The following is a 12,236-nucleotide window of genomic DNA, read 5'->3' on the forward strand; positions in this document are numbered from 1 at the left end:
AGCAAGGAGGTAAAAGGATGAGTGAAGGATACATCACCCAAGTGTTGGGTCCGGTCATTGACGTTCGCTTTGACAACGGCGAGTTGCCTGAACTAAATAATGCACTAGTCGTTAATCAAGATGATGGAGAAAAAGCGTTTTCTGTGACGCTCGAAGTGGCACTCCACTTAGGGGATGACAGTGTGCGAACCGTCGTCATGGGCTCGAGTGAAGGGTTGAAGCGCGGAGCACCTGTCCGAAATACCGGGGCGGCGATCTCTGTGCCGGTAGGAAACGCCACCCTAAGTCGGGTCTTTAATGTTTTAGGCGAACATATCGACCTGGATGAACCGATTGGCGACGAAGTAGAGCGAAAGCCGATCCACCGTGAACCACCGGAGTTTACAGAACTTACGACAGGTACAGAAGTGCTTGAGACAGGCATCAAAGTCGTCGATTTGCTCGCACCTTACGTTAGAGGTGGAAAAATCGGTCTCTTTGGCGGTGCCGGGGTTGGAAAAACCGTTTTAATCCAGGAACTAATCAACAACATTGCCCAAGAGCACGGCGGGATTTCCGTTTTTGCCGGCGTTGGCGAACGTACCCGTGAAGGAAACGACCTTTACTATGAAATGAAAGACTCAGGAGTCATTGAAAAAACAGCAATGGTTTTCGGACAAATGAATGAGCCGCCGGGAGCCCGTATGCGTGTGGCGTTGACCGGACTAACGATGGCTGAGCATTTCCGTGACGAAGAAGGCCAGGACGTTTTACTTTTTATCGACAATATTTTCCGTTTTACGCAAGCAGGGCAAGAGGTCTCCGCCCTTCTCGGACGCATGCCGTCTGCCGTTGGTTATCAGCCGACATTGGCAACGGAAATGGGGCAACTTCAAGAACGGATTACGACAACGAAAAAAGGTTCCGTTACATCGATCCAGGCGATTTACGTCCCTGCCGATGACTATACGGACCCGGCACCGGCAACAACATTTGCGCATTTGGATGCAACGACAAACCTCGAACGTAGCCTCTCGGATATGGGGATCTATCCTGCGGTGGACCCGTTGGATTCGACATCCAGAGCACTCGCTCCGGAAATTGTCGGTGAAGAGCATTACCAAGTAGCGCAAGAAGTGCAGCAAACGCTGCAAAAATACCGTGAACTTCAGGATATCATCGCGATTCTCGGGATGGATGAGTTGTCGGAGGACGATAAATTAACCGTTTCTCGTGCACGCCGCATTCAGTTCTTCCTTTCCCAGAATTTCCACGTAGCCGAGCAGTTCACCGGACAAAAAGGTTCCTACGTGCCGGTCAAAGAAACGATCCGCGGATTCAGGGAGATTCTTGATGGAAAGCACGACGATGTTCCGGAAGACGCTTTCCGTCTAGTCGGTCCGATTGAAGATGTGACGAAAAAAGCGGAAGAAATGGTCTAAGCCCGTGGGTAAAGGAGGACGATTACGTTGAAAACAAGTGTGAACGTCGTTACCCCAAACGGGAACGTGTATGAAAATGAAGCCGATATCGTCTCGGCGAAAACGGAAACAGGCGAAATTGGCGTTTTGCCGCGACACATTCCTTTAGTGGCGCCGCTCTTGACCAGTGCCGTCCGAGTTAAAAATGAAGGCACGGAAGACAGCATTTCAGTAAGCGGCGGATTTTTGGAAGTTCGGTCCGATCAAGTCACCATTCTTGCCGAGACAGCGGAACTCCCGAAAGACATTGATGTTGAACGTGCGCAAAAAGCAAAAGAACGGGCTGAAAATCGTCTTAATCAAGATCAGGAAGATATCGATAAGAAAAGAGCACAACAAGCTTTGTTGCGCGCGGAAAGCCGCCTAAAAGTAGCGGAGCGTAAATGAGCCTGAACCGGAAGAGTGTAGGGAATCACTTTTCCGGTTCTTTTTTTTGTTTAACATAAGATGGAAATGTATGAATACATTGAGATGGATACAGATTTGTAACAAACAGCGAGAGGACGTTGTCGACAGGCTATGATTGATTTGGTATAATTTTAGTGCTGTACAAATAAACCGTACAGGGGGTTAATTCTAACGAACGTGCAATAAAAAGGATCCGCGAGATATAGATATGCAGATCCTAAAAGGAGCACGGATGAAAGAAAGGAACGTTAAAACGAATGCCTGGTGAAATTGAATTCGGACAACAAGCTGTGCTACATATCTTCTTTAACCTGTTCGTGTTGGTTATCGTTTGGTGGAGCTTACAGGCGTTTAAATTTGATGTCCTTGTCCGTCATCCGCAAGGGGCAAAAGGAACCATGCTTTTTTTCCTGGTAGCCATTGCAATTACACATTTGGTTAGCAGTTTTTTCCTGGAGTACTTAAACCAAGCATTAAATCTTCGTTATTTTTTCTAAAAAGATTGGACGGCATGAAGTATGCCCTGAACACAATCGTAAACACTAACGATAAAATAAAGAAATCGACGCAGGAACACAAAAAGCAACAAGGTTTAAACGATAAAAGGACTGGGAAAAGACTGGCAAGAGAACAAATACTTGAAGGTAATATGTAACTTATCTTGGACGATGTCGTCGAAGTAAATGGAGCCACATTGTTACTTATTGGTTTGTTTATGTCGAATTGCATCGAAAATGGGTAGAATGGGCATATTGTCGCTCCCTTGCCTAAAGGGAACGCCTAGTTAAGCAAATGAATAGGATAAACCAAAATGGTTGCCTAGCGATCCAATACGGTTTGTTCGTAAATGACCGATAAGCTCATGCGGAAAAAGATTACTGGACGCGGAGGGGAATACGTTGGAAGAAAAAATTATTGTTCGAGGAGGAAAGAAGCTAAAAGGGACAGTGCGGACAGAAGGAGCCAAAAATGCTGTTCTCCCTGTACTTGCAGCTTCATTGTTGGCCGAAAAAGGAACCAGCACCATCTATGATGTACCTCCTTTAGCAGATGTATACACGATGAAAAATGTATTGAATCACTTGCAAATGGATGTATCATACGAAGACGGTGTCTTTACGGCAAATGCGGAGCGAAATGTGCTGCGCCCGAATGCCCCGTTTGAGTATGTCCGAAAAATGCGTGCTTCATTCCTTGTCATGGGACCGTTGCTCGCGCGAACCGGGCGGGCAAATGTTGCGCTGCCGGGCGGCTGTGCGATCGGCTCCAGACCGATTGACCAACATTTAAAAGGCTTTGAAGCAATGGGCGCCAAAGTGGAGATCGGGCAAGGCTATATTGAAGCTCGTGTAGATGGCCGTTTAAAAGGGGCAAAAATCTACCTTGATTTCCCAAGTGTAGGTGCGACGGAAAATATTATGATGGCTGCTGCCATGGCAGAAGGAACGACGATTATTGAAAATGTGGCTGAAGAACCTGAAATTGTTTGTCTAGCAAATTACTTGAATGCCATGGGCGGCGTTGTGCGCGGTGCCGGAACTGACACGATTCGCATCGACGGGGTCGATCACATGGAGGCTGCTGACCACACCATTATCCCCGATCGAGTGGAAGCCGGTACGTTTATGGTAGCGGCAGCGATTACAGGCGGAGACGTTTTTGTTGAAGGCGCGCTAATCGAACATTTGCGTCCGCTCGTTGCAAAAATGCGCGAGATGGGTGTCATTATTGAGGAAAAAGACAACGGCATGCGTGTCGTCGGTCCGGATATATTACGGCCGGTGGACATTAAAACGATGCCGTATCCCGGCTTTCCCACCGATATGCAAGCGCAGTTCATGACTTTGCTTACGCAAGCGAAAGGAACCAGTGTCGTTACGGAAACGGTTTTTGAAAATCGTTTCATGCATGTGGAAGAATTTAGACGAATGAATGCATCGATAAAAATTGAAGACCGTTCGGCCATCGTCACGGGACCTACCCGCCTTACGGGCGGAGAAGTTTCCGCTACGGATTTGCGAGCGGCGGCAGCTCTTGTAACTGCCGGACTCGTCTCCGAAGGAGAAACGACGTTGATGGAACTTCGCCATATTGACCGCGGCTACGTCGACTTCCATGAGAAACTGCAACAATTGGGAGCGAATGTGGAACGCGTGCCTGTCGAGGATGAAACCGACGCCGGGGATACAGCACCGGTAGAACTGAATAATGAAGCTATTCAGTAAGAATTCTAATAACAAAAAGGAGAACGGAGACCGGGCCCCGGTTTCTGTTCAAAGATAAGAAAGTATAAATTTTGGCCCCTTCTATGCCGGGGAATGTGTTAGGGTGGAGGTATGGAACCTAATATTCTTCGACGTATATTCTTTGACCACCATCAACATTGGGAACAATTTGTCGAAAAACATGGGGATCGTATCCGCCCCATTGTCCATAAAGAAGTGGGAAAATTCCGGGATTGCGGGAATCCTGAGAACGGATTCAAGCTCTTTGTATGCGAAGGATGCCATGAGACCCGAAAAGTTCCCTATCGTTGTAAAGGTCGATTTTGTACGACTTGTTCGATCGGCGAGAGCGAGGAATGGAGTCGTCTGCTCATGGAAGATGTGTTCCAGGTGAACCATCGTCATGTGATTTTGACCATCGATGAAGGTCTACGAGACGTGTTTCTTCTCCACCGGGAACTATTGAAAACAATGATGGATGAAGGTGCACGGCTGATCAAAGAATACTTCGAGAAGAAAGGCAAAGTGACCCCGGGGATCATGGTGGGGTTACATACATTTGGCTCCCAAGTCAATTTCAACCCCCACATTCACATGCTGGTGACAATGGGCGGGATGACAAAGAAAGGGGCATGGAAAACGTATGATTTTCTCCCCTTCCAGATGCTTCGCAAACAATGGCAAACCGTTGTTTTGAAGCTGATTCGCAAGCATTTATCCGGAAAGGACAAGAAACGTGTGCAAGCGCGTCTCCAAAAAGCGTTTTCCAAAAACGGAAAGGGCTTTTATATCTATGCCCCTAAACACCGGGGAAAGGTGCAAGACCAACTCCGGTATATTGGCCGTTATATGCGTCGACCGGCGATTGGCATCAATCGGATCGAGGCCTATGACGGGCAAATGGTGACGTTTACGTATCACGATAAAATGGACGGAAAAGAGAAGGATGAAACGATAAGTGTCGAGGCCTTTATCATGCGTCTGATCCGTCATATTCCGGATGAACAGTTTAAAACGATCCGCCATTACGGGCTATACTCGAGAAGAACGAAAAACTTGAGTAAAAAGGTACTGGCGGCCTGGCAAAAAACGAAGAAGAAGTGGATCACCCAGGTCAAGCGAACCCTGAGCCGCCAAACCTGGAGAGAACGGGTCATGGCCAGCGGACATAAGGATCCTCTGCGGTGTCCCAAATGCGATAACTACTTTGAGTACAAGGGAGAAGTCTGTCTTGAGAATGGGCGATTAGTGGTTAAAGTCGCCTTGGGTGAAACAGCCAGAAGCTATTTGGAAAGGGAGGTCGGTCATGTCCCCCGTATCGAAACACCGAAAAAAGAAACAAAAAAAGAAGAAGAAACCCTCGAAGAACCGGCATCCCAAGACCGTCAACTTTCTTTGTTTACAGTGTCATGAACAAGAAGCGATCCCTTACACAGTGGTACGCGATTTTGACGAAAGGGATCCCGGCGACCCCAGTGTCCCACCTATGTTTGCCTGCCAACAATGTGAAGGGGAGATGTATCCGGAGTATTATAAAAGCGTTCACGGTTATGAGTACCGGCTATCGGACAGGCAGTGATCATGACAAGGACCTAGCTTGGGCGGTTTTCCCAAGCTAGGTTTTTCTTATTTTTTTGTGCGGTGCCAATAGTTCCCCTGAATTTTAACGATTTTACTTTTTCATTTCGACATAATCCGCTAAGATAGCCATAAGGGGGACTCCAATGATGAACAGCAAAAAATATCAGGACCCGCGCTTTAGAGTCGCCAATCGGGAGGCGCTTATCGGTGTTGGTCTCGCTTCCTTTAATTTCATATGGTGGTATGCGTTTGCCTACGGTTTAGGTTCCGGACCGGTTGCGGAATATGATTTTATCTTGGGCATGCCGGCTTGGTTTTTTTACAGTTGTTTGGTTGGTTCTGTGATCATGATCGTTCTCGTAGCCGTTATGGTGAAGTTTTTCTTCAAAGAAGTGCCCCTTGATGATAAGGGGGATGGTTTTTCGTGAATTGGGAGACGATTGTCCCATTGCTCATTTTCATTGCTGTTGTTTTCCTGATTGGTTTTTGGTCTTCCAAACACGTTTTTAGCAAAAGCAATTTTATGCAGGAATATTTCCTCGGCAGCCGAGAGCTTGGCGGCTTAATTCTTGCAATGACGATGATTGCTACATATGGAAGCGCAAGCAGTTTTATCGGTGGGCCAGGTGCCGCTTATCATGAAGGCCTCGGTTGGGTGCTTCTTTCTATGTCCCAAGTGGCGACAGGTTATTTCATTCTCATGATTTTGGGAAAAAAATTTGCCATCATGGCTCGTAAATATGATGCCGTCACGCTGGTGGACTTTTTTAAAAAAAGATATAAGAGTACACCTGTTGTGCTAATAAGCGCCGGCAGCATTATCGTTTTCATTTTCTCGGCGATGGCGGCCCAGTGGGTGGGCGGCGCGCGGCTTATTGAAGTAGTTACCGGATTGTCTTATACGTCCGCCCTGTTTATTTTTGCCGTTGCTGTTCTGCTCTATGTTATTATCGGCGGGTTCCGGGCGATTGCGGTGACCGATGCCGTGCAAGGGTTGATCATGTTTTTTGGTACACTCGTCCTGCTTGTGGCAACCATTATAGCAGGTGGAGGAATGGGGAACATCATGAGCGACCTTGCGGCTGAAAACGAGCGATTAATTTCTCCGTTCGGTGCCGATGGTGACTTGACGGCCGTCTATGTCTCTTCCTTTTGGATTCTTGTCGGTGTCGGGGTTGTCGGTTTGCCGCAAGTGGCTGTCCGCGCTATGTCCTACAAAGATTCCCGCTCCATGCACCGGGCGTTGATTATTGGCACATTTGTCGTCGCGTTTATGATGTTCGGCATGCATTTGGCCGGGGCGCTCGCCAGACCGATCATCCCGGGTCTTGAGGTTGCCGACAACGTTATGCCAACACTGGCGATGACCGTTCTGCCCGCGTGGTTGGCAGGTATTGTGCTGGCAGCGCCGTTAGCCGCGATCATGTCGACCGTCGATGCACTTCTTTTAATGGTTAGTTCCGCCGTCGTCAAAGATGTATATTACAACTACATTAATCCCCAAGCTACGGATAAAAAAATCAGGAAAGTCAGCATTGGCGTAACAGCCTTTTTGGGGATAACGGTCGTTCTTTTTGCACTCAGTCCTCCGGAATTTTTAATTACGTTGAATTTATTTGCGTTTGGCGGTCTGGAAGCTGCTTTCGTCTGGCCGCTTGTGTTGGGGTTGTATTGGTCAAAAGGAAATCGTTATGGCGCGTTGGCCTCGATGATTCTCGGTATCGGTTCCTATATTGTCATTTATATTTTTATCGGAGAACCCTTTGGCCAAATGGGACCTTTCGGTATGCACTCCGTTGTTGTGCCCGTCGTTCTTTCATTGATTGGTTATGTCCTAGCAAGCCTAGCTACCCAAAATAAAGAGGGGTACGCAGTCTAAACCGTCACGTCGTGTTAGTCGCCCGTTAAAGGAGTATAACTGCTTGAGAAGCCTTTTCTACATGCGTTGGAATGTTAATTTTCCGTTCTAGTAATGGGTTTATTTCCATACATATAGAATAGAGGTCAGCATCCAGAGCATGGCGGTTGGCAACAAGCTAGAAGTTGGAAAAGGGTGATAGTTTGCGGATCTCGAAATTCCAGGGAAGAGCCACACCATTAAAAAAAATGGCGGCAGTAATGTTAATGTTTACAGGCAGTATCATTGTTCTTCCCGCGTTGCTAGTGCTTCTTTTTTCCGGTTCGGAAGGGGAGGAGGATGCTTCATCGGATACATTGGCGGATGCTGTTCCGGATACCTCCGGTGAACAGGAAAGCGAATCCGAAAGTGAAGCAGTTGTCCCCGTATATCGTGATGCTCAAGACACCGTTGATCACGTAGAATTGGAAGAATATGTTTTAGGTGTTGTTTCTGCGGAAATGCCGGCGGATTTTGAAATGGAAGCACTAAAAGCACAAGCGCTGGTGGCTCGAACCTTTATTGCGCAACAAATGGAGTTTGGTGAAGGTTCTGATTTGCCCGGAGATGCAATTGTTTCGGATACGACAGCACATCAAGTATATAAAAGCGTGGAAGAATTGGAACAAGAATGGGGAGCAAATGACGCAGAAAAAATGGAAAAAATTTCTGAAGCTGTTGAAGCTACCGCTGGTGAAATTATAACCTATGAGGATTCGCCGATTACGGCTTCCTTTTTTTCCACGAGCAATGGATATACGGAAAATGCAGAAGACTATTGGGAAGCCTCGGTACCATATCTGCGAAGTGTGGAAAGTCCATGGGATGAGAATTCCCCGCGTTATTCAAATACGATAAGTTTTTCCGTTGAGGAAGTGGAACAACAGTTAGGGGTGGAGCTTCCCGAAGGGGAAGCCTTGACGACCGGTAAAGAAAAAACCGAAGGGGATCGGGTGGAAACGGTCATGATTGGCGACACCTCGTTTCAGGGAAGAGAAGTTCGCGAGGCGCTTGATCTCGATTCCAGTGATTTCGAATGGCAGCGTCAAGGCGATGAAATCGTTATTCATACAAAAGGATGGGGGCATGGCGTCGGCATGAGCCAATACGGGGCTGATGGCATGGCGCAAGAAGGAATGGATTATCGTGAGATTATCGATCATTATTACCATGATGTAGAGATCAACGAGGACCATGACTATACGGAAGCTTTTGTCCACCATCAAGAAGAGGAAGAAAAAGAATCATAGACGTATCCAAAATCACCACCTCTTGTTAGGGGTGGCTTTTTTGCGTTGTCCTTTCATCTTTTCCCGCGAATTCAGAAAAAAATTTCTAATCGGAGTATATCTTTCTATCATTTTGATCAGACTGGTTGCTGAGGTGGTGATAAGATGAAAGATGAGGAGAAAAGAACCTCTGAATCCCGGGAAGAACAAGAAAACCCGGGGGGTCAAATGAAACAATGGTCGAAAAAACCTTGGTTCTGGCCTGCGGTTTATTTGACAGTTTGTGCGGTGTTGCTCGGTTCCTTTTTCGCGTTCCAAGGCGGAGATACAGAGTTTGCGGAGGAAAGCGATGATAGCGAAGGCATCGGCTTTGAAAGCGACCAGGAAGATGAAGAAGCATTGCCGGTTGGCGCCGAAGCTGAGGAAATGCAACTGCCCGTAGTGAATGAAGACGTCGTTGATGTTGTCGGATATTTCTATGACCATGATGCTTCTGCCGAAGAACAAGAAGCTGCACTCGTTTACTACAACCAGATTTACTATCAAAACAAAGGCATTGATCTAGCACATCCAGATAACGAATCATTTGAAGTTGCCGCGTCACTCAGTGGTGAAGTTGTAAAAGCAGAACAGGATTCATTACTGGGAAATGTCGTTGAACTTCGTCACGAAGACGAAATAGTGACTGCCTATCATAGTTTGGAGAACCTGGACGTTGAGGAAGGTGACGTCGTTGCAAAAGGAGATGTCATCGGCATCGCCGGGGAAAATACGTATAACCGTGATGCCGGCGTTCACGTTCATTTTGAAATCCGTCAAGATGGTGTTGCCTTCAATCCGGAAGATATGCTGCACAGTACCATTTCCGAAATGACCTTCGATGAAGAAGAAGGGCTAGATGCAGAAACCGATCCATCCGAAGGAGACCGCGATGACGAGGAAGATGATCCTGAAGAAGATCCTCCTTCAGCTGAATCAGATGACGATGAAGGCAATGAAGACGACGAAGAGGACACGGACAACGACGAAGAACAATAGAAGCACAAATCAATGGTGCGCGCCCTCGTATGAGGGCTTTTTTTTGTGGGAGGGAGGGGCGGCGGGAAGTGATCACTCGGCAAGAACGGGAGGTGAAGCCCTAACTGGAGAGCGCGGAAGCTCTTAGGTCGTCAACGGAGCGGGATGAAGCCCTAACTGGAGGACGCGGAAGCTCTTAGGTCGTCAACGGAGCGGGATGAAGCCCTAACGGGAGAATGCGGAGGCCGTTAGGTCGTCAACGGAGCGGGATGAAGCCCTAACTGGAGGACGCGGAAGCCGTTAGGTCGTCAACGGAGCAGGATGAAGCCCTAACTGGAGAACGCGGAGGCTGTTACGTCGTCAACCAAGCAAGATGAAGCTCTAACTCCATCTCATAGAAGCTAACGGTGGCCCACCACGCACGATCCCAACACCCAACACCCAACATACACGTCAGTCAACGTAATATGAAGCTTTGCCATGATTGACACGATTAAAATTTTTTGCCAATACTCGTTGAACTTTTTTCGATGAAACGGCGCCCCCACACCAATCTAGAATGGTATTCGTTGCTATTTTTTGATTCGGAAAAAGGATTTTAAACTCTTCCACATGCCGCATGATTGCAGTTTCGTTGTCTTCAATACGACTACAAACGTGACATACCATTTTTCTTTCTTCCGCATTCATCCATGACGCACACTGTACACACGAAATCCCTTTTTGCAATTGTGAAAAGTTATAATCGGGCAAGCGGGAAAATGGAGAATCAGTTTGATGGCGTGCTACTAATTGTTTGCCGATTTGGAGATGTTTTTGGGTAATGTTCGAAGGTCTGCCGTTTAATTTTTGTATGAAACGGTTAATTTGGGAGGGAAATATGATTGGCATCTCGGGGGAAGCATTGTACAACGTGAAATGAGGATTGACAAATACAAGGTGGGCTTTGACCGGGAAGGATATTTTGAGGTGTTTACGAAGGAGTTGTTTAAAGAGAGCTTCGCTTCTATTTAGCTGGTGAAGAGGGTTTTTAATTTCCTCGCCTGATAGCAAGGACCATTTATCGTCTTTGATGTCAAAATCCCCTGCGAAATTTTTGACTTTAAAAAGGTGGATGGTTTCCTTAAAAAGAACCAGCGTGTCGATTTGAAACGTTGAATAATTCTGTTCGAGTAACAAATCGGCTAAAATAAGGCATTTCGGCTTTAACTCCACTAGCCACAAATCAAATGCGACTTCTCCGTCAAATCCTTTTTCGAGGTTTAGATAGTGTTGTTTATCTTCTGGCGATAAACGCATGCGCAAATCCAAAGACCTTAACGCTTTTAATTCTAGCGGCACATTGCGGGGTTTTAAGAACACCGGGCACGCTCCTTTTCCATAGAGTATCTTTTATTCTAGCACATCAGCGGAAATGTTATAATAAAATATCAGACGATTTATCAGAAAGAAGGATTAACGCAATGGAATTCCCCGTTAAAATCATAGATCAATGCCAATCAACCCTCGAAAACCATCAGCTGGAAGGCTTCTTAACCGGCGCGGGAAACGAGGATGCCGAAATCATGTTTATCGGCGAAGCTCCGGGCGAAAAAGAAGCAGAAACCGGCGAACCGTTCTGTGGCCGCTCAGGGAAAGTGCTGGATAGCTACTTAACAGCGCTGGGGCTTGCACGCAAAGACGTATACATCACGAGTGCTGTGCGCAGCCGTCCCTTCAAATGGGGCGAGCGCCGCCCAAACGGTGAATCCGTCATGAAAAAAATAAACCGGAAACCGACGGAGAAAGAAATTTTTGCCCACGCCCCGCTGCTTGATTATCAGATCGGCGCAGTACGCCCGCGCGTCATTGTGAGTCTCGGTGGCGTCGCGCTTAAACGCTTGCTCGGAAACGCAGCAAAAATTTCAATGATGCACGGGGATATCCAGCACTCACCTGTGCAAAAGAGCAAAAAAGACAATTATCAATGGAGTATAGAAACCTATGATATATGCGCCCTGTATCACCCCGCGGCCGTTTTTTATAACCCCTCTATTCGTACGGCCATCGACGAGGATGTAAAAGCACTTAGGAGCCATTTGGACAATCTTATGCTTTAATGTACGATATCTTCAGGTTCATTGTACATCTGTTGTATATAAGGCGGAAGTGGATTTTCCATCCTCTTGCTTATCACTCAGTGCTCATTTTTTTTAAGCCAATCGTATTCAGAAGGATAGCTCTACCGGAAATTCCTCCCTCTCCGACAGTTGTCGCCAATCATTGCGAAAGCCAGTTTTTTCTAATGTACAACGAAGTGTAAGCGGAAGAGCCTGTTAAAACTGGATTTACGTTTGGATTTTTCCTTCAAACCCTTGTCCTGACTGAGTTTTTGGTATATATACCGGTCTTGGATAATAAACTGTAACAAACCATCCAG

General features: G+C 46.9%; 11 protein-coding genes. 10 read left to right on the forward strand and 1 reads right to left on the reverse strand.

What is annotated here, in order from left to right:
• Positions 1 to 17 precede the first annotated feature (17 nt).
• From atpD to EPH95_RS11825, 9 genes are all read left to right on the forward strand, one after another.
• On the forward strand, positions 18 to 1,421 hold the full coding sequence (gene atpD, locus EPH95_RS11785) for a F0F1 ATP synthase subunit beta (protein WP_142090219.1): 1,404 nt from the start codon (positions 18 to 20) through the stop codon (positions 1,419 to 1,421).
• Positions 1,422 to 1,448: 27 nt separating this feature from the next.
• Complete coding sequence (locus EPH95_RS11790) at positions 1,449 to 1,847, forward strand: F0F1 ATP synthase subunit epsilon (protein ID WP_142090221.1); 399 nt, start codon at positions 1,449 to 1,451, stop codon at positions 1,845 to 1,847.
• A gap of 278 nt (positions 1,848 to 2,125) precedes the next feature.
• Positions 2,126 to 2,365: a DUF1146 domain-containing protein gene (locus tag EPH95_RS11795; RefSeq protein WP_142090223.1), complete on the forward strand. Its 240-nt coding sequence runs from the start codon at positions 2,126 to 2,128 to the stop codon at positions 2,363 to 2,365.
• 402 nt (positions 2,366 to 2,767) lie between these two features.
• Positions 2,768 to 4,093 (forward strand): UDP-N-acetylglucosamine 1-carboxyvinyltransferase, encoded by a 1,326-nt coding sequence (gene murA, locus EPH95_RS11800; protein WP_142090225.1) that lies wholly within the window; start codon positions 2,768 to 2,770, stop codon positions 4,091 to 4,093.
• A 111-nt stretch (positions 4,094 to 4,204) separates the two neighbouring features.
• Positions 4,205 to 5,506, forward strand: a complete 1,302-nt coding sequence (locus EPH95_RS11805) for an IS91 family transposase (RefSeq protein ID WP_142086246.1) — start codon at positions 4,205 to 4,207, stop codon at positions 5,504 to 5,506.
• A gap of 311 nt (positions 5,507 to 5,817) precedes the next feature.
• Entirely contained in the window at positions 5,818 to 6,102 is a 285-nt protein-coding gene (locus EPH95_RS11810; RefSeq protein WP_142090227.1) for a YhdT family protein, read from the forward strand.
• Positions 6,099 to 7,553, forward strand: a complete 1,455-nt coding sequence (panF, locus tag EPH95_RS11815) for a sodium/pantothenate symporter (RefSeq protein ID WP_142090229.1) — start codon at positions 6,099 to 6,101, stop codon at positions 7,551 to 7,553. Before EPH95_RS11810 ends, panF begins: the two co-directional genes overlap by 4 nt.
• Positions 7,554 to 7,780: 227 nt before the next feature.
• A complete protein-coding gene (spoIID, locus tag EPH95_RS11820) occupies positions 7,781 to 8,821 on the forward strand; it encodes a stage II sporulation protein D (protein ID WP_142091598.1) in 1,041 nt (346 codons plus the stop codon).
• Between the two features lie 144 nt (positions 8,822 to 8,965).
• A complete protein-coding gene (locus EPH95_RS11825; RefSeq protein ID WP_142090231.1) occupies positions 8,966 to 9,838 on the forward strand; it encodes a stage II sporulation protein SpoIIQ in 873 nt (290 codons plus the stop codon).
• A gap of 432 nt (positions 9,839 to 10,270) precedes the next feature.
• On the opposite strand, the gene EPH95_RS11830 is transcribed toward EPH95_RS11825, so the two are convergent.
• Positions 10,271 to 11,179, reverse strand: a complete 909-nt coding sequence (locus tag EPH95_RS11830) for a nuclease-related domain-containing protein (RefSeq protein ID WP_142090233.1) — start codon at positions 11,177 to 11,179, stop codon at positions 10,271 to 10,273.
• A gap of 101 nt (positions 11,180 to 11,280) precedes the next feature.
• On the opposite strand from EPH95_RS11830, the gene EPH95_RS11835 reads away from it, so the two are divergent.
• A complete protein-coding gene (locus EPH95_RS11835; protein ID WP_142090235.1) occupies positions 11,281 to 11,916 on the forward strand; it encodes a uracil-DNA glycosylase in 636 nt (211 codons plus the stop codon).
• Positions 11,917 to 12,236 lie beyond the last annotated feature (320 nt).

Source organism: Salicibibacter halophilus (assembly GCF_006740705.1).
Classification (GTDB): Bacteria; Bacillota; Bacilli; order Bacillales; family Marinococcaceae; genus Salicibibacter; species Salicibibacter halophilus.

Coding starts and splice junctions, on each gene's coding strand:
- atpD (WP_142090219.1), top strand. CDS start 18: ATGAGTGAAGGATACATCACCCAAGTGTTGGGTCCGGTCATTGACGTT.
- EPH95_RS11795 (WP_142090223.1), top strand. CDS start 2,126: ATGCCTGGTGAAATTGAATTCGGACAACAAGCTGTGCTACATATCTTC.
- EPH95_RS11805 (WP_142086246.1), top strand. CDS start 4,205: ATGGAACCTAATATTCTTCGACGTATATTCTTTGACCACCATCAACAT.
- EPH95_RS11810 (WP_142090227.1), top strand. CDS start 5,818: ATGATGAACAGCAAAAAATATCAGGACCCGCGCTTTAGAGTCGCCAAT.
- spoIID (WP_142091598.1), top strand. CDS start 7,781: ATGGCGGCAGTAATGTTAATGTTTACAGGCAGTATCATTGTTCTTCCC.
- EPH95_RS11825 (WP_142090231.1), top strand. CDS start 8,966: ATGAAAGATGAGGAGAAAAGAACCTCTGAATCCCGGGAAGAACAAGAA.
- EPH95_RS11835 (WP_142090235.1), top strand. CDS start 11,281: ATGGAATTCCCCGTTAAAATCATAGATCAATGCCAATCAACCCTCGAA.